The sequence below is a fragment of the Pseudarthrobacter sp. B4EP4b genome (assembly GCF_006680095.1).
In the GTDB taxonomy this organism is placed as follows: Bacteria; Actinomycetota; Actinomycetes; order Actinomycetales; family Micrococcaceae; genus Arthrobacter.
Map to the genome: position 1 here is coordinate 289938 of NZ_VHIJ01000039.1, position 21645 is coordinate 311582.

The window sequence follows — 21645 nt, forward strand, 5'->3', positions numbered from 1 at the left end:
GCGGCCACGACAGCCACCCTTCATGCTTCTTGGGCCGCAGCATTGCTGCGCAGACAACGGTTCATGGTTGTGCGCCGCACGGGCGACATGACTCAGAAGTCAGGAACCAGCTGATGGGCGGCCTTACACCACTCCAGGAAGGCAGGGTCATCGTTAGCCAGAATCCTCGGTGCCGGTTCCTTATGCAGCTGCAGCCCCACGCATCCTGCAGTCCTGGTATGCGTCCTCAAGCGTTCGACGGCGTGCGGGAGCCTTTCGTGAAAGGCAAGCGGGCCGAAGCCCGGGTCGTCTGGTGCGTAGGAGGCAAGCTCCGCGCGCTGCAGCGCATAAAGCTCGGCCACTGTCTCGGGGTGACGCCACCAGCAGTCCGGAACGACCGACGTCGTCAGTTGATATGTGGCGACAAGCCACCGCACCCACGAGAAAAGGGAATTCCATACGTCCTGTGACTGCTCTGGCGTCATCTCCCGCCAGCGGCGGGTCACGGACTTGGAGGCCGCAGCCGGAGTGAAAGCCGATCTGAACAACTGTGCGGTGATCTCGTCATCACCGAAGGAACCCGAAGATGGCACATCAAATTCATCAGTGTCGCTATGGCTGCGCATCAGGTGCCACTTCGGTCTTCTGCTGACGCTCCCTGTGCCCGTCAACCAACACCCGTTCCATTTCGGCTTTCAGGCGGCGGAGCTCCCCTGCGTCCTTTCGCTTGTGCCACTCCAACAGGTCCAAAAGGATGGGCCGGGTGCGCCGGCCGAGCATGAGTGCCGTGCCAACAGGCAGGCGTCGGATCTCGTCCAGGGCGATTACCGGGCTTTCGCGTATCTGCTCACCGTCCTGCCGCCCCTGAGAAGACCAGGATCGGGTGGTGAGCGTAAGGCTCCGCTCCCCCAGCAACCCAGCGAGTGAACGCAGGTCCCTTTCGTCCGATCCACCGCCAAAGATCACTTTGATGATGGCCGAGTCCCAGATAGTTGATGCCTCGTCGATGGACCACCCTGAGCGGGCCTGGGATAGCGACTGCAGAACCACCAGTGTTGAGATCCCGATTCCCCCGCCGTCGGACAGCGCTACCGGGAGCCCGGGCCATGGAGCGAGGTTGGCGATCTCGTCGAGGATCAGCGAAAGCGGCGGATCCAGCCGGCCACCAGCTGCGACGAACGCCATTTCCCGTGCTGCATTGTCGATGTCATCGATCAGTGCGGAAAGGTATGGTCCTGCAGCAGCTGCCCCGGCTCGTGTGCCAATGAGATAAAGAGTCCCCCGATCCCGTATGAAGGCCTTGGGATCGAACTCTTCCGACTCCTCCTGCGGATTCAGTGCGGCGAGCACTTTGGGCGACGACAGCGGTGCCACCGCCGCCGAAACCCCGATCCACGAATTGGAAGTATTCCGCGGGTCATCTTCCAAGATGCCCATCAGGTCGGCCTGCCAGCCAAGCGCTGCCCCCGGCTGACTCAACACCTCCAGCGCTTCCCGCGCCAGTACAGGGCTGGAGGACCAGCGTCGGAAAGCCGTCACTCCCTCGCCGCAAAGCGCCGCTGCATGCAGCAGGCACTGAAGGACTATCAGCGAGCGCTTCTGCCACACTGCGTTCTCGCCCTTCATCTCGGTGTCCGCGGTGATGACCAACGCCCGCCGGGTAGCAATATCAGGATCCTCACACCCGCGTACGGGCGACCAACGAAGCGACGATGGAAGTCCTGACATGCCCTGGGGATCAAAAACGGTGACGGGTCGGCCTCCAGAGCCCCGTGCCTTCATCGTCACAACGAGATTGTCCGCGCGCGTTGAAGTCGTGACTACAGCGCCCGGCGCATCGAGGATGGCGTTGATGACGACATAAAGCCCCTTCCCGGATCGCGGAGCACCTTGAATCACCATCGACTCCTCCGTGGAGACATGGACGGTGACACCGCGGGAGCGGCCCAGCGTCCACGACACGTCCTGCACCGAGGGGTTTGCGAGTCCTGGACGCGTGAACTTTCCTCTTTTCCGCACGGCCCTCGCCCCAAAATCGTGGAGAATCTCGGCCCGGCGGGCAACGCCCTCGCGGTTCAATATGTCTTGGCGCAACCAGCCACCCGATTGCTTCCATCGCCGCCAAAAGACCACCGCACCGACGGCGAGCGCAGCAACCAGAAGTAGGGCCGGAGCCAGAACCCACCAGACGCTGTCCGTGCCGAGCGCACAATCAGCCCGGCGAACAACAATCCATTCCATTCTGTTGGCGATAAGTCCGACGGCGGCCGCAGAGTTGAAGGGCGACGGCGGCATGGAGCCGCACTTCCAAGAGCCCGCCACATGCGCTGCGGCCTGCACCACCGCGCAAAGACAGACATAGGCTGCCGCGCCCACAAGGCCAGCGGAGACCAGTGGATTTTCGCTTGCCGCGCGCGAGCTCACTGGCCGTCTCACAGCATCCTGTCATCTGTCCCGAAAACAGCAAGCTCGTCAGTGGTCACTCGGTTGGCAACGATGAAGGAGCGATTGCCCACTTTCCAGAGCCCGACGCCCTTCGGAAGGTTCTCAACATGCTCGCACTCCGCTTCGGTCAGGCCGAGCGCTTCCTTGGTCAGCCGCATCGCGTCATGCTTCTGCCGGTAAATGACCCTAGTGTCAGCCTCAGTCAGCAGGCCCAGTGCTTTCTGTCTGTGTCCGCTCGTGCTGTCACCGATCTCGTTGAGGTCGGCGACCTTGTGCATGATGAGCAGGTTTGCGATCCCGTAGGTTCTGGCGAGACGCCACTGTTCGCTCATCTTTGCCAACATGTACGGATCTGCGAGCATGCGCCACCCCTCGTCGTACACCACAAGCCGCTTTCCGCCGTCGGGGTTGGTGATCGCCGCTTCCAACCAAGTTGCGCCGCAGGCCGCCGCCAGTGAAAGCGCCTGCTCCGAGGCTCCGATCAGCGCAGAGGTATCCATCACCATCATGGGCGCGTCAGCGTCGAAGGCCACCGTAGATGGCGCGTCGAACATACCTTCGAGGTCGCCCGATACAGTGCGTCGCAGTGAATGGCTGACGGCGGTTGCACCGTCAGTTCCAACTAGGGCGGTCATCTCCTTCGACGGCTTGAGGAGGTGGTCCAGCACCATGGGCAGGGTCGGGTTCGAATTCTCGGCCATCGTTTCCATGAGGGCGATGTCCAAGGCGGTGTGCTCCACGGGGCGAAGGGGCGTGCCCTGCCGCATTAGCGAGACCAAGGCCCCGAGGAGATACCGACGCCGTTGCCTCACGACCGCTTGCCACTGAGCCTCGGTGAGCGCAGTGGAGCGAGGACCGGCGTCGAGGGGATTTACCCTTGCGGGTCGGCCCGGGCCGATGGAAATGACTTTACCGCCGACAGCCTCCGCTACTGCAACCCACTCGCCCTTGGGATCAGACGCGACTGCCGCCTTTCGCCCTAGGGTGATTGACCGCGTCACCAGCGACTTTCCGCACATCGACTTGCCGGTTCCAACTGTCCCGATCACAACGATGGACGGGCCGCTGATAATCCCTTTGTCATACAGGATCCAGGGATCGTAGGAGAAGGCCCCGGACCCGAAAACGTCGGTGCCGATGTAGGTTCCCTCATGTCCCAGCCCCGATTCCGTAAGGAACGGGTAAGCGGCGGCAAACGTCATGGTCGATGCGCGGTGGGGCGCCGGGCGCAACCGATGAGGACCTCGCAGGGAGTTCGGCTCGTTGCTCCCCCAGTCACCCGCGAGCCGAAACCCCTGGGGGTCGCGTGGCTGGTCCCCTATCGTGGCACTCGCCCACCCTGCAGCGGGTGGTGCGAGCCGGCGTCGTGCTTTCCTTTCCGTTCGGTTCTTTCCCGACGGTAGATACTCGAAGCTTTTCAATGCTTGTTTCAACGCAGTCCCCTTCCAAGCGGCAGGCCGCCGGCGACAAACGCGGCCCATTGCTGTCCGTAGAGAAGCCGCAGCTCAACGAATGCTCCTGCGGCAGCGGACTCAAGTTCCTGGCGATGCCGGGCCAAGTCCTCCAGTGACGTCGCCGTGACAGTGATGTAGGCCGCCGGGCGGACATCGCCATGGCCGGCAACGATCTCTTCCTCCCTTTGGATGACTTCTTCTTCCTCCGCCTTTTGCTCACGAGTGAGAGGCCTGTCGAAGCGGGCGTTGATGCGGCGGCGCGTCTCGTGCGCTTCCTGCGCGGAGCGGATGTCACGGAGGGCTTCCGCGGTGGGTACTGCCCGTATGACTTCCGTGAACGTGTGGCGGAATTCGCCCACATAGATCAGCGGATGCAGGAAGCCAGGAAAGACTTTCTGGCGCGGCCATTCAGCGATCCAGAAGGTCTGGTGGAATCCGGTGTCGGTCCGCAGGTAGGTCCAGTGTTCCTCCACGGCCATCGGGCCCTGGCGGTGGAGGGAATTCATGTCCTTACTTGTCGGCTCGTCCGACGGCGAGGCTGCCGCCACCGGCGCTTTGGCGGGCGGCAAAGCGGCGGGATCGAATGCCCCACGGATGATGCTTAGCAGTCCGGGTTCACGAACCCACTCTTCTACCTTCACGCTGTGGGTACCGAGCGACGTTTTCATCGCATCGACTTCCAGCCGCAGGACGTGTTCCAGGCCAACCGGTCCCCCACCTGACTCCCTGATCCGGCGTCGAGCCTTGCTCGTGTCCAGGACAACCACCACGAGGAGTTCGTGGCTCATGGTTGATCCGGCTGCACCGAGCAAGTCCTCGTATGCGCGTTGTCCCCACGCAGCCTTATCGCCAGCCTGTGCCGGCACGGCGTTGTCTTTGTAAAACTCCCAGAGCGCAGACGACGGGTAGGGCACTGTGTAATCCTGGACCGCGATCCTGGCCACGCCTGGCCGTTGGGCCATGCCGGCTTGCACACGTGACCAGGCTTGGACAGCCCACGCTTTGTCGTCTGCGTCCAGGAGCGCAAAAGACCTCGTGCTGCATCGCAACACCGCGATCGCCTCCCGGCCGGGGCGGTCAACCATGAAGCACTCACCACTGGCCGTTGTTCTGATCTCCAGATTGCCGAGGCCGCCCGGGAGAGCGAGCCGACCAGCAAGTTGCGGAGCTTGGGGCTTTACAAGGAACCGCGTTTGTCCTGCCGCTGCCCGGTAGAAGAAGACGGCTAACTGTTTCGCCCATACCGGATAAGGGATGCGGGAATACTGGAGGAGCCCGAGCAGCAGAAGCCCAAGCCAGAGGGGTCCGGAAGAAAAAAGGCCAACCGGCCCACTACTCGCAGAAGCAACGACGGCAACCGCCCCGCCCCCTGCAACTATCAACAACTGGTACCACTTGAGGCCAAGGAAGAACCCGCGGCGCTCGTATCTCGGGAATTTCACGGCCTCAAGGGCACGAGCATCTTCAGACATGTGGGTTTCCTCCGTTCGGAGGGTTGATTCTTGGTGGTTGGGGTTTCGGAGGCCTCGCCCTCGAAGGGGCCGGTGCGCTCGCGTAGGGATGCGCTCGCGGTTCGGCACCTCCTGAAGGGACCTGCCGAGTAGGTGCTGGGGCAGTCTCGCCTTGTCCGTGAGGATCTATGCGAATGAGGCCCTGCTCTGCCCCGGGTGCCTGCAAACTGTTCGAGACTCCTGTGGCGGTCCCGGTTCTCAATGCCAGCTGGCCGCGGTCACCGTGGGGCGACGGCATCCCGGACCGGACAGTGGGTGCCAGCGCTTGAGTCGGGAAAATACTGCGGGTTGAGCTGATGGGGCGAGTCATTGCAGAACGACTTACCAGACTAGCGAGTGTAAGGCGACCACCTGTCTGCCTACTGATCTGCCGAGCCGCCACACTACTGCTGCGGGACAGAATATGGCCGCCGCCGGCCGTTTGGGCCGCTGCCGCGAGTTCCCCGCCCGCGAAGCTAACCAAGCGCAGGGCCATCAAAGGTGCGCCGCAGGCAAGCGCCATACCCACCGTTCCGGCTGCCAATCCGGCAAAGGACTTCGACTCTGCGAAGAGCTTCACTGCAACGGCCAGGACCGTTCCGGCCAAGGGTTTCGCCAACACCAGGGCAATGACCACCTCGCACCAGCGGCGTGCCCAGGACTTGGTCTTGTCCCATGGCAGAAGCATCAGGGCCACCGGCGCGACGGCCGCCAAGACGACGAGTGCAAAGGAGCGGAAGATCATTGAGCACATCAGGATGAAGGCAAGAATCCACACGATAATAACTGCCATCACCGTAACGACGACGGCGCCGGCCGGGCCCCCTGTTGTTCCAGGCGCAAGCGAGACCAAGTTCCATTCCCGGCCACTTCCTTCTGGTGCCCGTTCAAAGCCGAAAAGCCTCATGAACACGAGGTACGGGTCTGAACCAATTGACTCGAGCAGCGCGGCTGAGGCTAAGTCACTCGCCCGCGTCAGTTGCCGGACCAGATAGACAGCAGCACCGACAAGTGGAATGGCGGCAGCGCCACCGAGCATCGCACGGCCAATCCGTCTCGGCTGCTGGCTTACCAGGCCCGATAAGACCTGAAGGATCATCACGACGACGAGCGGCGTCATCATGACGACGACCCACCAGCTCGTCAGACCCTCGATGGAGAGCCACTGGGAGTCGTCGACGTTTGAGACAGAGAAGGCGCCAGTAATGAAGGCCCACAGCCAGGACGCCATGTTCTGAAGGATGTTTGCGAAGAGAGACGTGACTGCGCCCATGGCGTTGTCGTTCGCTTGTGAGACCAAACCGCAGCCGGGCGGCCACCATCCATTGAGGTCGCACTCAACAGGCATGAGCTAAAACCCAAGCGGAAAAGCTGTCTGCGACCAGAGGATGTAGCCGTTTATGCCGCCGAGAATGGCAGCCACCGGGCCAGTCCAAAGGAGGATCACGCCGCCGCCCGAGGCAAGGCGTGACGACTGGCTAAGTTTGCCAGCCAAAAGCATCGCGGCACCAATGATGGCCACGATGGCAATGATGATGAAGGCGCCGACGAGGATCCCGCCGCCTATCTGTTTGAGCGATTCCAGGAAGGGAAAGCTCGCGTTCGGGGTGATCCCCGGGTCCACCGCTGCGAAAAACATTGGTGCTCCGTCCGTTGGATTCCATGGAGTGAGCAGATGAGCTCACGGGTTCATGGAAGTTGCGGGATGAAGCGACATGACTTCCCCCAAGTTACAAGCGGCAAGAGCGCCAGACTCGTAATGACTCCGGTGAGGCTCATGATTGGCAGTGGGCCGGTTGAAATCTGTAAAACCGCTCTTTAGCAGGCATTAAGGAAGTTGTTCACACCGCCACCGTCGGGTATCAAACTCCCGTCGAGCCGTCATTCGATCGACTTCTCGATAGATCGCATACGCCTTTTCGAATTGTTTACGGATGCCACTACTTGTTCACGGGATGACTATCGACGCCTTACCAGAGCGGCTATGCGCGCTTCTAGATAGGCCCATCCCGACCGTCTTTCATTCACAACTTGGTTACGAGGTACTGCGGCTCGAAGCGGGATGGACCCCTTGAGCGGTGGGCAGGGGCGACGGGTCAGCGCTCTTGGTCCTCACCGGTATTTCGCCGACCCAACGTAGCCCCGGGTGCATTTCAAGTCCTGCAACCCCAGAATGCCGGCGCGACCTTCGAGCCGACCAATGACACGACTCGACTCTAGCTCGAGTCTCAACTCGATCGGAATCTACTTGACCGGGGCTAATCCTTCCTCGCGAGGTTTTCGATCTCCTTCTTCAATGCAGCAGGTATCTCGACCGCCGAGAAGTTGGTGGCACGAAGCCAAACCAAGGCTTCTTGCGTGGTCCAGTCTTCAGTCACAATGAGATGGGAAATGGCAATTGTGGCCGTCCGTGATAACCCAGCCGACATCAAGGCAACTTGGCTAGGCCGCGCCACGCCAAGTTCTAGCATCATCGTCACGTCGAATGTTGGAACCGCATCGGTAGCTCCCTGCTGGGCGGCGTATGTCGCGAGCACATCGTTGTAGCACGCGAGGTATTTGGCCGACTGGAATCGCACGACCGTTTCGATGTCGCTCATAACGTCGCGAATCGCTCGAGGCAACGGGTACTTCTCCGTCTTTCTCTGCTCAATGAGCGGAGCCAGCGGCATTCCGTTCATCCAGTTAATGACCAGGCCAGCGATCTGCCACTTCCGTTTGTCCTCACCTGTCTGCGGTGAGTGACCGAAGGCTGTTGTCATCGTCGCTCCCAGCCGCGCATACACGTTCTTATAGCGCTCCTTCACTGCAGTCGCGGGCTTCGGAATCAATAGCGCTTTCGCGGGCAATCCGCTCTCCTGGAAGTTCTTCAGGAGCCTCATCATGGCAATTGGGGAAATACCCGCATGTTTGGGGATGAGCGAGGCGGGTGGTTCAAACTCATTTACAGCGAGCTCAATCCGCGCATACACGTACTTACGGACGCTTTCGTCTTCGATAGAAGCAAGTTCGTGTTCTAGGCTGCTGCCGCTGACAAAGCGTGCGGCCAAATAGCTAAAGAGCCCCTCTCCATCAGCATTCGCATCCACGGACGTTTCTGCAGTCTCGAGATACTCGAGAAGTCCGGTCGGGTCCGAAAGCCCGGAGGGAACCGCCCTCCGGAGCATGAACCGTCCTCGCACCGCAGGTATGTGCGTCCATGCGCCCGGCTTGTTAGTGTCAATGCAGATAACGTTCCCCTGAAACTCCTTCCCCCAGCGCCCCGCTCGGCCCGCCAAATTCCAGAAATCCAATTCGCTCATCGGATTGCCCTGCCCCTTGCGCGGAGCACGAATGAAAATATTCCTGCACGGCAAGTTTACGCCCTCGAGCAGGGTTGAGGTGCACACGAGATAAGCGATTCGGTCTTCCTCGAACAGCCGCTCGATTTCAGCTCGCACAGCCAGGGGCATGTTTCCGTAGTGAAAAGCAACACCGTAATTGAGCGCCTTTATCAGCGCGTAATCCGGATGCACCGCAGTTGCAATGAGCGACTGTAACTCAATGATCTCGGGATCCAACGCTGCCGAGGTCTCACCTATAAGGGAGCAGAGTTCGACCGAGATCTTTTCCGCGTCGTTGGGTGTGTTCGCGTAAATGATGTTGCCACCACGAGAGCCAAGCGACTGCGCAATCGCCGCGATTGTCTTGTAAACACCGGATGGACGGCTCGGTAGCGAAACCGTACCGATAGGGACGGCATCGCCGCCATGGATTAGTGCCACCGATCGCTCGCTACGGGTGCCGGGGATGTGTTCAATCCTGAATAGGTTCTGGTTTACTGTCACGGTCTCGGAAGCGAACGCTGAGCCTCGGGCGAAAACGGGCTTGTCGCCAAGGAGCAATTCTGGATTCTGGCTCATGGGGCTTGCAAAAAGCACCTGAGTCGCCGGGTTAGCGGCTACGGTTCGGTCAATGACCTGCTGAAGAAGGATCCCTCGGTGCGCTGAGCCCAGCCCTTGCGCTTCGTCGATGAACAAGAGGTCCACGTGAAAGTCCGGCCGTGCTACCTGCACGAGATGCAGCCGCTCCTGGGTCATCACCAAAACGCGATTTCCGGTTTCATGGATCGATTGGTCCCACGGCATCATGAAGACCGAGGTCTCTTTTTCAACTGTCGCACGGAAGCTCGCGGCTACCTCTTCGACTAGCGCGCGCGTAGGCACAATGTAGGCGGCAGAGAAATCATCGTGGACCCTGAGCTGCTCCAGGAACCACTCACGTAAGATTCTGGACTTTCCGGACGATGTTGGTGCCGAGACGCTGAGCCAGTCATTCGCCTTGGCATCAAGCCAAAGCTCGATCTGAAATCCATTCACGGCGAGGTTCTCGCCGGTTGAAAGAGGAATGGAATGCTTCAGCTTGCTATTGATCACTTCCAGCTCAATGGCAATAGGCAAGGATGCTGAAGCGGAGCGGTCGAACAACCCCTGCTTTTCCGCAAGGCGTACGGCGAGCCCATTCCCGTCCCTCTCGAGCAGTGCTGTCGCGGCGAGTCGCTCTTCGGGGCGAGCACCCTGGTCTTGCAGACAGCCGGAAGCCACGCGCAGCACAGCGATCTGGGAGGCTTCGGACGGCTCCGAGGTTAGCGCACTCGCGCATAGAAGTGCGAAATGCCAACTGACATCAGGAATCTCGGCCTGCAGGTTCAGCTTCGGCAGGTCCGTCTGTATGGCTCGCAGGCGAAGAGCCCAAAGGATCTCTCTAAACTTTCCAGATTCAAGTGCGGCAACAGCCGCGGCCCCCGCCACTATTGCGCTCCAACTCGTGCGCGAACGGCCTGACGGAGCTTCATGACGGACGGAACAGGGACGCAAAAGACATCGATGGACACCGAGAGCAGATTGTTGTCAGCGACTCGCTTACGGATCGCTTTGTGCCATCGCTCTACTTGTTCAGCGATCTTCGCGAACTCAGTGTCAACAGCGACTGCGACATTCGGATAACTCGAGATGTCAAAACCGACCAGGCAAACTCCATTCCAACGGACTTGGATACTCTCGGGGTAACCCTCATCAAAGTAGCGAATTAGGTGGGCGACAATTTCCTCATCGTCTACATTCAGGTGCTCTCGCACTAGAAGAAGGTCACGCTCCCGGGTGTCATATCTCTCCGGATCTAAGAAGGGAGCGATGCTTTCGAAACAATCAGTAAAGGCTTTTGTGCTGTTCTCGTAGAGCTTCGACTCTCCCCAGTAGAGGTCTAGGATGCCGTCATCTCGAAGCGCCGCGTGAACGCCGTCAGAACCGTGAACGTGCATTGAATTGTTTGTCTTGAGCGGCATCTTCGACAGTATCTGCGGGTATCCAAGTACGCGCTCCATCAGAAGAAATAGGAGGAGCTCCCCACCCTCTCCTGAGGTATCGGATCTCACGAGCAGATCCCTTGCTTCAGCTTGCAGTGCAACGATCTGGTCGGTAGCGCCCGTCGTTTGAAGGTGCTCCCACGCACTCCTGATTCGATCTCGAGGGATAGCAAAATCAAGTAGCGCGTTGCCCATTGTGTTCGCCAACTGCTGCGCCACAGGCTGTCCGTTTGGGTCGACCGCGAGAAAATGGGTGCGGACAGTCGTACGTGAATCCTCCAGAATTACCGGGTCGGCATGCGCCGTTAGAAGATGAGCGAACGAACTATCGTCTCCACGAGCAAGCCTGCCGAAAGCTTCGACTACCCACTCTTGGTCGGTCTCAGCCGAAACACTACTCAGAACTACTCCCCAATTCGCGCAACTTCGCGATTTCGCGATTGAAGGGAACACTACTACGATGCATTCGCCGCCGCGATCATTCGTGGGGCGAGTCACGGCTTTAGTCCACAAAGCTATAAAGAGCGATGTGCAGATGGCTAGAATCAACTCTTGAGCTCTGCACGATCCTGACGAGAGTCGAGATTCGGACGTGGGTCGGACTGGACAGCTTGGGCGTGTCGCCAAGACGGCGGCAGCGCCAAGGTGCGGTTCACGGGGGCGATGCGAAATTCCGTGACGGCTGCCGTCCTCCTGCATCTCACCAAACATCTCGATCTGAGACTCAGTCACGTCATCCGAAGGCCGCATGTGGACGCGCCGTTACGGGCATTGCCTGTCCCCGAGATGTCGGGATTGCCTTCGCCAAGTTGAGGGGAAAAGTGGTAACTAATCAGCGGACCCGTTTTTGACACTGTTGGCTCGCTCAGCAGCCGTAACGTACTCTCACGTTTTCTAAGAAGGCTCATGCTCGCCGAGGCTTGGCGCTGGCGGGCGTGCTAACAGCTTCCTTTAGCGGGAAAGTCAAGATTTGTGTACAACTCGCGTTGTCGAGTTGAGATAGCCGCCGTCTCGGATCCAGGCGACACGAGCTGAATCAATCAGGTGTGACCAAACATGGCCTGGTGCCGCGAGCTCGCTAAGCTGTGAAATTATTTCGCTGTTTGACGCACCTGCCGTCCCGGCGGACACCAGCGCTTGCATTCTGGCCGCATGAAGCGTGTCAGATTCATCAAAGTAAATGGTTGGATCGTTCGAGATCTCGCGTATTGAACGACGTGCTACAAACAGATTGTCATAGACCCCTTCCATTAATCCGATGAGCGCCGAACCGCTACCGTCTAGCGCCCGCGACTTGCCATCCATACTTCCACCTATCTTGTTCCACGGCGGTAGCAGACCACGGTCGAGGACGGCAGTCTCGATCAATTGGCCTTCGAGCATGGCGATCGAGCGTCGAGCCTCGATGTCGTGGTCGAAGTCGATCGACCAGTCCACGACAGTCGAACCAATCTCCTTCTTCAGTCGGGCAATGTTCGCTTGATGGAGCGGAGACTGCACGAAGGCGGAATAGCCGAGAAGCGGGTGCTTGTCGAACCACGCTTCGATATTTGAGAACTTCGATGAGCCAGGCTTTACGTCAACAATCCCATTGTGTTGTGCAAACCTCGATGAGAGATCTGTTGCGAGACCGAGGTAGCGCAGCGCATGGCTCGACGGTGATTGTTGTCGTTGTGGATCCGGGTCGTAGAACGCGTAGACCCCACTACTTGACCACCCAAGGCTGTCGGTCGCAGAAGCGAGATCCTCAATGGCGTCGCGCAAGTCCTTCGCTTCGTCTCTGCCATACACATCCCAAATGACTGTTCCAAACATCGAACAAGTGTTGCATATCTCCCATTCGGTAAATTCGCCAGGCCAATAGAGCGCGTCTTTATCTATAATTCGGCCTACAGGTATGCGGCATGGCCTCTACTCGTAAATAGTCAGCCAGCGCATCCGCAGAGTCCAGAACCCGGTTCAGTTCGCCGCGCTCGATTCCTGCCAGATGGCGCGGCCTGTCCCCGAGTTCTTCAGTGGGGCCCCTCCAGGGACAGGCCTCCGGAAACGGCGAAGGTCAGGCAGCTGCGCGTCAAGCACCGACTCGAGGGGACTAGCCGCTCCACAAACCTTGGATCACTTCCAGAAAGCATAGGTTCCGAATCGATGATCGATACCCATCCACTTCGAGCAGGAACGAGCCCATAACTGCCCTGAGTACGACCGCCGTAACACCGGGCCGCCCGGGGAGACCGGGGAGACAGAGCAGATCACCGTCCAGCTCGACCGGTTGAGCCTAGCGGCGCTCGAGGTTCTCCGTTCCGATGGCACCGGCACATCAGACGCCGTGCGCGCGGCGGTCATCGCTGCTGCAAAGCAGAACCCGAAGCCATCACGCTGCGACGTCAGGCCACTCGTCATTGATCTGCTGTATGCCGATCGACTGGACGTGCTAGCCGCTGACGCTCCCCCGTTGACCAACTGTCAGCGATACGTACTGACCGCGGCGTTCACGTGCCGACGCAGTACGAGGCTCAGCGAAGGGCAGTGGTAGCGATGCGAAACGTGGGACACGACGCGTGATTCTGGGCATACGAGGCCCGCCAGACCGCACTCACAGACATGCAGGGCGGGGTGCTTTGCATCATGCGGACTTGGTGTAGGAGCAACGAAACGCATGACAGCGGGAGAAAGCCAGATCGACCACCTCGCTACCTGCTCAGTTCGATCGCCGTGTGCGGCGTCTGCGGTGCGAGCACAAGAATCGGCTCACAAAACACCGGCTGTCGGTCACCCGAGGCAAAGAGCAATCCTCCCGCTACCGCGTATGCGCGTGCGCTGGCTCCAAAGGCAGAACCGCCTTCCACGTCTCGATACGCCAGGAGCACCTGGACGAGATCGTCACTGACGCGGTGCTGGCACGGATCGTCGAAGCTGAGTTCCAAACACCCCGCGGTCTGGCCGAGGACGAGGATGATACAGAGCGCCGAGCATCGCGTCTATAAATCAAGGGCCACTACGTTTGGTTCGCGACCGTGCGTGAAGAAGCTGAGAGGCGCTCGCGACAAGAGTGGGTCGAGACACAGGAGCAAATAGTGCTTCCGAAGATCTAGGCAGCTCTTTACCATCCACGCTCTCGAAAATCTGGACCCCCTGGTGCGCCATCTAAGAAGGCACGTCGTCCGCACGCTCCTGATTCCTGGGATCGATCCTGTCAATGCGAAACGGGGTCAGCGGGGCCAGAACCCGGGCAGAGTCAAGCTCATTTGGCGAAGCCACTCCGAGTAGACCTGCCATGGTTCAAGCATCTGTTCGAAAACAACCACCTCAAAGAACAGCGAAATGGGACTTTGCTCAGGTCAGATGCCATTTCAGTACCCACCTCAATACCTCCGCCAGTACCCACCTTGAAATACTTTCGGCGAGTCTGAAATGTCTGCTGATTCGTTGGTAAGCAGCTCGTGGCAATTTGATCTGGTGGTTCGGGCGACCACAGTTACGAAGGTCGCGATTGGCCTGCGGATCGCTCCTCGACCATACGTGTCGGCGTCAGTGTCTGGAGGTGTGTCCTCCAGGATCGGTTTATATGCCGAAATTCCTCTGGCCTGGGCCCTGCGTGCGCCATCGAACCTGACGTGAGCACTTAGCGCCGTAAGAGGTCAAAGTAGGCCGCACCAGGGTTCCAGCTCACCGGATGCAACAATGTTCCCACAGCCGGGTTTAGCGCACTCCACATCATGCCGTCGCCCGCGTATATGCCGACGTGGCCCCAGTTATCGGGTCCCTGAGGATTTTGAACCACAAGATCTCCTGGTTGGGGATCCTCCGTTCGGACACCCACCCGCCACTGTTCTACTCGCGGCAACTCGATACCGGCTTGCCTGTAAATCCACTGCACGTAGCCAGAGCAGTCCCATGCTTTGAAGGCAGTCCCTCCCCACACATATCTCCCACCCAAACCTTCCTGCGTGAATCTCAGAATGTCCTGACGCAGCTGGCTCAAGTTCGGGGAAGACCCCCCCATGACGCGGCGCGGTCGAGGAATCCGCACAGGAGGCAGGAGCAGTGCCACCCTCAAGCGCAGCGACAATTGCGGTCGCAGCCGGCTCCCAACGCGCATACAGTTCAGGAAAGGCAGACACCTGCACCGCTTGGGCCGCTAGACCTTTGTCCATTGTCTGCCAGCCGGGAACGTCCAGCAGTCCGCGAGGACTGCCGCGATTCGGTCCCGACGGCCCGCCAAAGAAGGCACGCGCGTTGTAAGAGGCGTCCATCAGCTGCTCAACCGTCCCCCAGCCCGCCGCCGGACGCTGCTGGGCTGAACCGATCGAGTCGTGGTCACGTCCAACGCCGTCATTGGGGAAATGCAGGGATGCCGGCACGCTGGGGTTCGCGAGCATGCGCAGGCTCGACTCCTGCAACGCCATCATGATGGCGATGATCTGGCCGGCGCGCGGTATTCCAAACTGCTTGCCCACCGCGATGTACGTTCGTGCAACGCTCTCCTGCCGGGGCGTCAGCTCGTAAAGCACGCTCCCAGTATTCCGAACCTCCAAGCCAGCACCGGTGACGCTAGGGGCAGTGTCCACCTCGGTTCCCGCTGGCGTACAGGCAACTGCGGATTGGCGCGCCGTACCAGTTACCGCCGCCACGCCTCCGGCAAATGCCACGGCGCCAACAAGCAGAGCGAGGAAAGCGGCCGCCGACACGACCTTCACCAATGCCCTGCGCCGCATGAGGCCTGCGACGACCACCAGTGCAGCCACTAGTAGACGATCCTGTCTGCGGTCGCGTAGAAGCCCACCATGGCGCAGCGCTCAGCTGGCGCGGTGGTGGCGGGAGGACAGTTAACCATCACCGTGACCGGTGCGGCATAGGCACTTTTGCCGCTACTGGACTCGTCCACAACTTGCACCGTTACCGTACACACGTGAAGACCCTCCCACGGCGCCGGATACTCCTGAACTTTGGCCAAGTCGAGATCACAGCGCAGGGACTCAGCGGTGCCGCTTCGGCGAGCGGACTGGTCTGCCAGGGTGGTGAACGTCCCCGCCATCACGCCAGTCCCTTCAAACTCCCGAACCAAGACAGATAAGGGATTCGATCCGTCAGGCAGCAACTCCCACCACGACCGCACCTTGGCATATACATCCGAGTACGACAACGAACGGCTGTCCCAGCTATAGATTCCCTCTGCTGCCGCAACGGCGAGCGCCCGGTAATCGCGGGTACGTGGCAGAACATCCGGCGTTGCCTCCGCCGTAACGGTCGCCTCGTCAGTAACACCGGACCTACTGCCTGGTGCATTGGATGTGCCTGATGGCTTCGTCGTTGCAGGCGCAGTTGCGGACGTGGTCGGCGGGACTTGTCCTTCGGGGCTATCGGCAGGCCAAAGTACGAAGACTGCACTAATAATGAGCAGGGCAACCAGCCCTGCCGCCAGCGACTCCCGGAGGCCAAATCTTCGGAACCAATTCATAGCCAACTCCGGTGAACGACAACCATGATCTAGAGAGCCGGCCTGTTCACTTCATGCTGAAGCACGCGCCAAGCTGCCTGGTACAGCTGGCGGGCAAATCCGATATTCACCGCGATGTATCTCTCGGTGACGCCGAGCTCACAAGCCAGAGCAGCCATCTGGACGGACCTATCCAGTCCTCGAAGTCCCGGACGGACAATAGTCTCCGCGACGCTCCGGAGGACGTTTGTGGGAAGGCAGTTGGCAGCGCAGCGGCAGAGATCGTCGATGCCTATTCCTGGTTCGGGGTGGCAGTTCAAGGCCGTGTTGATAGTTTTGGCCGTCAGCCGAACGACGGTTACGGCATGCCATCGACGCCGGTCCTTCGGAGACGGAGGTCCGTAGTGCCTCGGCCCTGTAAGGCTGGATACGGCTAGTCTCCAGATGTCCTCACTGACGCTGCGCTGGACCAGGCCAAGCATGGCCTGTGCCCAGGCTTGATCAACATAGTTGTCGACATCGTTTCCCGCCGACCCAGCATGGACGATAGCAAGAAGCTCCGGCGAGCTTTCCGTCGTCGTGAAGTCGACAAGCAAGGGCAACGTTTGATGGCTAAGCTCGCGTCGGATATGGGCAGCGCAGATCTTGTTGCAGACACCTTGGACCCATGCTTCAAACGGGATGCCGGGCACTTCCCGGTAACGTCCCCGCGCAACTCCGTCCCAAACGGCCACTCGGATGTCCTGCATGACGTCGTCGACATCGCAGGATCGCCCAATCCGCGCGAGCCGAGAAACGACGTAGCGGTGCACCCCATCAACCGCGACCATGATGCGGTCGATCTGGATGACGGGTTCTCCCGGCGGCGGTGCGCTTCGCAATGAGACGTCAACATCAGCGACCGTCTCTGATCCCTTTGTAGATTGATACGCCTTGGCTTCAATTTCCATGGCTTCACCGCTTTGACTGTTCAGATCGAGTAGTTCTCAGAGTCGCGCAAATCGGCCACCCCAGTTCGTGGATCTGGAGATCCAACAACCGCCAGAAGAAGGTATAGGAATTATTGTCGAAGATAACTAAAGTATCGTCAAGAGTGCTGTTCTTACTTTTTGCGCTACCTTCGGGAAGAATGACGGTATGCCGAGAATTACGCAGCCTCACGACGCCGCCTGGTCGGCCGACGTCGAGGCTGCCGTCGCAACCTTCGGCAATCGAGCGCGAAACGAAATTCTTCGATTCCTCACGGCCAGTGGGCCTGCCACGCGCGGCGACATTGTCGCCGCTGTCAGCGCGGGCGATCCCAGCGTGGCCAAGCATCTGGCCGCACTCGAAGAGGCAGGAGTGGTGATGGTCGACGTCGAGCCTGGACGTAGACACGGACGGTCACCGCGGTATTCGGCGAACCCAGTCCGGATCAAGGAACTGCTCGACGCTCACCTTAATTACTTGCTGGAACAGTAACCGCAGCGCGCTGAAAAGGTGAGCCCGAGATTAGTCGGGGCGTTCCGGCGCCTCATCCGCGTGCAACTGCGGAGTGGCCTCGGCCCTCTCCCCTTCTGGCCGACGGCTGATGTCCTTATTCAAGTACTCCGTGATCGCCCGAAGCGTCTCTGGCGACACGTCACCTAGGGTGCGGGCAGCGAACGTCTTTACTCTCGCGGCGCGAAGAGATTTCACAAACTCAAGCTGGGAATCGATGCGCTCGGGAAGGCTTGAGTCGTCGCTACCTAGCAGATATGCGGGATCTACGTTGAATATCTCGCACAAGGCGCCAAGAAGTGCCGAGTCGCTCACCAGCCTTCCCGTTCCGTCCTTCATGTAGAACCAACGGGCCCTGGAGAGTTTGATCCCCTTGTCTTCCAGCTTTTCCTGGACTTCACGGAAGGTGACGGGTTGTCCTCGCTCGGCAACAACAACATCGAGCAGCAGGTTCAAACGGCGTGCAAGTTCGGCTTGAGGAGACAATTCCGCGCCTTTGAGACCTTCCTCGTCTCCGGACACAATGCACCTCCCAGCCCTGACATGACTACCGTCAGCAAGCACTAATTGTTGCCCAGTATTGTCGTGACCCTCTCCACATGCAATGAATAGCGCTACGTTCTTCCATCAGTATCTTGATGAGCGTATCGTTTTGCTGTAGACCCGTCTACATCGGGCAACAGCCGTTCCCTCGTCACCTGATTGTGGTCTCTATGGCGAACATCTTGATGAACCGGACGCGAAGCCGCCTCATTCGCTATTTGATCACCCATGGTCCGGCGAACTGCAGTGAGATTACTGCAGCCCTCACCTTGTCTGCTTCCACTGTCCGTAAACACCTCAGTGTTCTATGCGAGGCAGGCGTAGTCATCCTCGGGTCGGGAATGTATAAAGCGCGACGGGATATGGTCGAAAGGGAACTTGTAGACCTTGCGGCCACGTTTCAGTCAGCCGGCAGCGACTTCAGGAAGCGCGGAACGGACGACTTCCACTTGTCGGTAAAGGCGTTCCACTTGAATGAAGGCCAACCCCCCAATGCATAGCTTCCCGACGATCGTAGCTCTAATGGCAGGAGAACCGGCGCGCTTATCTTGAGGCAAGCTTGATCAGCTGCGGTTTGCATAGCCCGATGGCACCACAGGGGTCTCGCAGCCTGCCCACCCGTGGATTGCCAGGTTTGGTTCCTGCGCCTTGGCGGTTGAATCGGCAGGCATCTGCCGCTGAATAGCAATCCTGGCGAGGGGATAGAATTTATCGGCGTCGGCGCTGTTCCCGGCGGCCCGGAATTCGTCGACTTTGCGGGATGCGCCTATCGCCTTGCTGCCCCAGGTGTTCACGGCGCGGGCGTGGTCGTCTTCGCCCATCCGGAGGTTGCCGATGGTCTGAGCACGCCCTCCTCGAAGCAGCTCGTTTTCGACCGCCCATACAACCGGCACCTCGATATGCCCCGGATGTCGGACTGGCGGAACTAGCGTGCAGCGGTCTACCCGATGCTGGAGAAGTCCTTCGCGATGCGCTGACGGTTTAGACCAACCGGCCCGCTGCCCCAATTTTCGATCGGACAGCGGTCTTTTAGTTGCCTACGATCCCGCCTCCTGCATCGCCGAAAACGGCCGTCCGCATGAAAAACCCACCCTTTTGAGGGCAAAACCCACCCGTACCGGCCGGGAACGAACCCCCGGTCGGTCTAATTTATGCCCCGTTTTGTCGCGGATTCTAGGGGTTTTTTGGTGCCTGGAGGGGGTAAACCGGACTGCGTCGGCGCTCCCTTCCCTCCAAAGAAGAACCGGAGCAAGCGGGATTACCGGCTGGCATGGCTGGAGGCGCTCCAATGATCTGGAACGGCAGTATGAGCAATGGCAAGAGATTGCTGCTATCGCACCCGGCCCAAAAATATCTCCACTGCGAGCCTTGGACATCATTGGCTGGGAGCTGGGCAGGCGTACGCATTGAGGGGCGGTGCTCCGGCGCGAACGACATCCAGGCGTCGCATGCTGCGTTGGCCAGGATCACGCTGACGGAGCGGCCCGAGCGCGCAGGACTACCGCCGGGCAGGCGGCTTCGTCTTAGCGGCGTATTGCGACCGGCCACGGCCATGCACCGTCTCCCCCGCCTCCGGTGGGTGTTGGCGCGGTACTTCTTGAGGTACCGGTTCAGGGTCGCGCGCGACGAGACACCCGCTGCCGCGTGTCGTGCTCGAGCACAGCTAAGGGCAACGGTATGAAGAAGCTATGAGTTCTTTGACGGTGCATGAAGTCGAGCAGCTCGTCGCTCTGCGCCTTTCCCTAGAAGATGCACTGACTCGCGCCAAGGGTGCGACCAAATATCGACGAGGGACTGCGATCGTAGCCTTGGACGCAACAGTCGAGCGTGCCAGCTCGATAGTAGCGGTCACACGCAGCCTCCCGATTCCCAAAAGCGGCAAACTGGAAGACCTGATTAGTAGCCTTAGGGAGAGTTTCGGCTCCAGCTGGAAGCCCGCGGTGCTGCCGGACATTCGGCATCTGCGGCGCGCACGTAACGCCTCTCAGCATGAAGGACTCGAGCCGGACCGCGAACAGGTTCCCCTTTGGGCCAGTGCGGCCAATGTCTACGTTTCCAGTCTTATCGATGCCCAGTTCGATGTAGACATTCTCACGGTGGCCTTGTCGGATGCCATCCGCGATCCACGACTCCGTCAATTCATTCGTGAAGCCGAGACAGCACGGGCGGCGGGGGAACCCGGTTCCTGCGTTGACAAAGCCACAGAGGCCTACGGGGAGGCATCGACGAGGTGGACCAGGCTCCGAGGTGACCGTCGACCTGCCTTTGCCCCTACGAGCAGCCAGCTGCTCGATAAGAAGAGCCACGATTTCGTCAACGGTCGGATCGACAACGTCCAGTCGGTATTGGACGCAGCGGCTTTTTCCCAGGACCTGGCGGAAGCGGAGTGGTTCACGTCGGCCATCGCTGAGCCAAGCGAAGTGATGGACGCAGACGATGCTGAACGGGTGTTGGCCTTTGCTTTCGAATGGATAGTCGAATACGAACGGGCCGCAGCTTCGTGGACCCCGAATCGAAGACATCGCGCCGCCGTGGCCCGGCGGAAGGTGCGGTCCGGGGCCGGTCCGGCTCGCATCGACAGTTGCGTATCAGTCGACTTCAGATATGGGACCATCCGGGCCATTTTCAGCATCGCCGATGTCCCGCCTGAAAAGGATTACAGCGTATGGGCGCGGACTGTCCAGGACTTGCTTGCTGAGGGTGATCTCACCTCATCCTGGACGGTATCCGATGACGGAACAATCGAGGTACGCAGGGCAGTCAAGGCACCATCAGATACTGCAGACGAAGTGGAGGTATTGTCTTCCGCGCTAAAACAGGCTGACGTCGTCTTAAACGAGAAGCTGCAGGCGGCAGCGAAGGAAGATCGGCTGGCTCGGCAGAGACGCGATGAGTATGCCGAATCTCTGGAAACGGTCCGCGCCGATCTTCCGGCCTGGGTGGAGGACATTCAGTGGTCTGACGAGGGCTTCGGTGGTGGGAAGACAGAGCAGCTGCTGGTTACACTCGCCAAAGATATGTGGAGGTTGCGGTTTGGGGAACGCGGTGAGGGCAGTTTCTATGACAACCGGACGACCATCTATGACGTCATTCGAAATCACGAGCTGGTCGACCAGTGCTACGGCACCGGGGGGCGCAGTGATATGGGCATTATGCCGGTTCTCAATGCAGAGCATCTGGCGCGCGTGTTCAAGGATGCTGATGTGGTGGTGAGTCGCCAGCTCGAGATTGAAAGGGCTAAGACGGACGAGCAAAAAGCTGCAGTTGTCGCTGTGAAATCGCGTATCGCGGCGCGGTTGACCGAACTATCGTAGTGCTGCTTCCGTAGCCATTTAGCGCACACAACAGAACCCAGTTGTCTAGCCGTGGACTGGAGAACGGGATTCTGCGATGGTAATCCGGAACTGCATGCCGCCGGAGGTATGGCAGATTACTTCCCGATCATCAGGCGGTGGGACGGGCGCAGCAACTCCC

The 21645-nt window shown here is 59.6% G+C and carries 17 protein-coding genes; 3 read left to right on the forward strand and 14 right to left on the reverse strand.

The window, feature by feature from the left end:
- Positions 1-92: 92 nt before the first annotated feature.
- The 12 genes from FNL14_RS14790 to FNL14_RS14840 all read right to left on the reverse strand — a co-directional run bounded on the left by FNL14_RS14790 (position 93) and on the right by FNL14_RS14840 (position 17099).
- Positions 93-605 (reverse strand): hypothetical protein, encoded by a 513-nt coding sequence (locus FNL14_RS14790; protein WP_142061248.1) that lies wholly within the window; start codon positions 603-605, stop codon positions 93-95.
- Positions 592-2355: a type IV secretory system conjugative DNA transfer family protein gene (locus FNL14_RS14795; protein WP_142061250.1), complete on the reverse strand. Its 1764-nt coding sequence runs from the start codon at positions 2353-2355 to the stop codon at positions 592-594. The genes FNL14_RS14790 and FNL14_RS14795 overlap by 14 nt, the downstream gene beginning before the upstream one ends.
- Before the next feature lie 56 nt (positions 2356-2411).
- Positions 2412-3626 carry an ATP-binding protein gene (locus FNL14_RS14800; protein WP_142061252.1) on the reverse strand — a complete coding sequence of 405 codons (1215 nt, stop codon included), beginning with the start codon at positions 3624-3626 and terminating at the stop codon, positions 2412-2414.
- A 227-nt stretch (positions 3627-3853) separates the two neighbouring features.
- The gene (locus FNL14_RS14805; RefSeq protein WP_370455864.1) at positions 3854-5350 is read right to left on the reverse strand and encodes an SCO6880 family protein; all 1497 of its coding nucleotides are present in this window, start codon (positions 5348-5350) and stop codon (positions 3854-3856) included.
- Positions 5343-6641 carry a type IV secretion system protein gene (locus FNL14_RS14810; RefSeq protein WP_181762659.1) on the reverse strand — a complete coding sequence of 433 codons (1299 nt, stop codon included), beginning with the start codon at positions 6639-6641 and terminating at the stop codon, positions 5343-5345. Before FNL14_RS14810 ends, FNL14_RS14805 begins: the two co-directional genes overlap by 8 nt.
- Positions 6642-6719: 78 nt before the next feature.
- Positions 6720-7007, reverse strand: a complete 288-nt coding sequence (locus FNL14_RS14815) for a hypothetical protein (RefSeq protein ID WP_056084497.1) — start codon at positions 7005-7007, stop codon at positions 6720-6722.
- Positions 7008-7626: 619 nt separating this feature from the next.
- On the reverse strand, positions 7627-10158 hold the full coding sequence (locus tag FNL14_RS14820) for a DEAD/DEAH box helicase (RefSeq protein ID WP_181762660.1): 2532 nt from the start codon (positions 10156-10158) through the stop codon (positions 7627-7629).
- Complete coding sequence (locus FNL14_RS14825) at positions 10158-11210, reverse strand: DUF1837 domain-containing protein (protein WP_181762661.1); 1053 nt, start codon at positions 11208-11210, stop codon at positions 10158-10160. Before FNL14_RS14825 ends, FNL14_RS14820 begins: the two co-directional genes overlap by 1 nt.
- Before the next feature lie 465 nt (positions 11211-11675).
- Entirely contained in the window at positions 11676-12527 is an 852-nt protein-coding gene (locus FNL14_RS14830; RefSeq protein WP_142061263.1) for a GIY-YIG nuclease family protein, read from the reverse strand.
- A 1807-nt stretch (positions 12528-14334) separates the two neighbouring features.
- The gene (locus FNL14_RS14835; RefSeq protein WP_370455865.1) at positions 14335-14811 is read right to left on the reverse strand and encodes a C40 family peptidase; all 477 of its coding nucleotides are present in this window, start codon (positions 14809-14811) and stop codon (positions 14335-14337) included.
- A gap of 645 nt (positions 14812-15456) precedes the next feature.
- On the reverse strand, positions 15457-15597 hold the full coding sequence (locus tag FNL14_RS23340) for a hypothetical protein (protein WP_181762662.1): 141 nt from the start codon (positions 15595-15597) through the stop codon (positions 15457-15459).
- Positions 15598-16199: 602 nt separating this feature from the next.
- Entirely contained in the window at positions 16200-17099 is a 900-nt protein-coding gene (locus FNL14_RS14840) for a sigma factor (protein ID WP_142061264.1), read from the reverse strand.
- Positions 17100-17286: 187 nt separating this feature from the next.
- Here FNL14_RS14840 and FNL14_RS14845 point away from each other — a divergent pair, with 187 nt between their 5' ends.
- Positions 17287-17610 (forward strand): helix-turn-helix transcriptional regulator, encoded by a 324-nt coding sequence (locus FNL14_RS14845; protein ID WP_142061266.1) that lies wholly within the window; start codon positions 17287-17289, stop codon positions 17608-17610.
- 30 nt (positions 17611-17640) lie between these two features.
- Here the strand turns inward: FNL14_RS14845 and FNL14_RS14850 are convergent, their stop codons facing one another.
- The gene (locus FNL14_RS14850; protein ID WP_255470854.1) at positions 17641-18150 is read right to left on the reverse strand and encodes a hypothetical protein; all 510 of its coding nucleotides are present in this window, start codon (positions 18148-18150) and stop codon (positions 17641-17643) included.
- Positions 18151-18356: 206 nt separating this feature from the next.
- Here FNL14_RS14850 and FNL14_RS23850 point away from each other — a divergent pair, with 206 nt between their 5' ends.
- Positions 18357-18671, forward strand: coding sequence for an ArsR/SmtB family transcription factor (locus FNL14_RS23850; protein WP_370455867.1), 315 nt, complete (start codon positions 18357-18359; stop codon positions 18669-18671).
- Between the two features lie 63 nt (positions 18672-18734).
- Here FNL14_RS23850 and FNL14_RS14860 read toward each other — a convergent pair whose 3' ends face one another.
- Positions 18735-19064 (reverse strand): hypothetical protein, encoded by a 330-nt coding sequence (locus FNL14_RS14860; RefSeq protein ID WP_370455866.1) that lies wholly within the window; start codon positions 19062-19064, stop codon positions 18735-18737.
- A 795-nt stretch (positions 19065-19859) separates the two neighbouring features.
- On the opposite strand from FNL14_RS14860, the gene FNL14_RS14865 reads away from it, so the two are divergent.
- Positions 19860-21485, forward strand: a complete 1626-nt coding sequence (locus FNL14_RS14865; RefSeq protein ID WP_142061270.1) for a hypothetical protein — start codon at positions 19860-19862, stop codon at positions 21483-21485.
- Positions 21486-21645: the final 160 nt, after the last annotated feature.

Excerpts from the sequence above, each read along its gene's own strand:
- FNL14_RS14790 (WP_142061248.1), bottom strand. The coding sequence starts at position 605 with ATGCGCAGCCATAGCGACACTGATGAATTTGATGTGCCATCTTCGGGT.
- FNL14_RS14800 (WP_142061252.1), bottom strand. The coding sequence starts at position 3,626 with ATGACGTTTGCCGCCGCTTACCCGTTCCTTACGGAATCGGGGCTGGGA.
- FNL14_RS14805 (WP_370455864.1), bottom strand. The coding sequence starts at position 5,350 with ATGTCTGAAGATGCTCGTGCCCTTGAGGCCGTGAAATTCCCGAGATAC.
- FNL14_RS14810 (WP_181762659.1), bottom strand. The coding sequence starts at position 6,641 with ATGGGCGCAGTCACGTCTCTCTTCGCAAACATCCTTCAGAACATGGCG.
- FNL14_RS14815 (WP_056084497.1), bottom strand. The coding sequence starts at position 7,007 with ATGTTTTTCGCAGCGGTGGACCCGGGGATCACCCCGAACGCGAGCTTT.
- FNL14_RS14830 (WP_142061263.1), bottom strand. The coding sequence starts at position 12,527 with ATGTTTGGAACAGTCATTTGGGATGTGTATGGCAGAGACGAAGCGAAG.
- FNL14_RS14835 (WP_370455865.1), bottom strand. The coding sequence starts at position 14,811 with ATGCGCGTTGGGAGCCGGCTGCGACCGCAATTGTCGCTGCGCTTGAGG.
- FNL14_RS14840 (WP_142061264.1), bottom strand. The coding sequence starts at position 17,099 with ATGGAAATTGAAGCCAAGGCGTATCAATCTACAAAGGGATCAGAGACG.
- FNL14_RS14845 (WP_142061266.1), top strand. The coding sequence starts at position 17,287 with ATGCCGAGAATTACGCAGCCTCACGACGCCGCCTGGTCGGCCGACGTC.
- FNL14_RS23850 (WP_370455867.1), top strand. The coding sequence starts at position 18,357 with ATGAACCGGACGCGAAGCCGCCTCATTCGCTATTTGATCACCCATGGT.
- FNL14_RS14865 (WP_142061270.1), top strand. The coding sequence starts at position 19,860 with ATGAGTTCTTTGACGGTGCATGAAGTCGAGCAGCTCGTCGCTCTGCGC.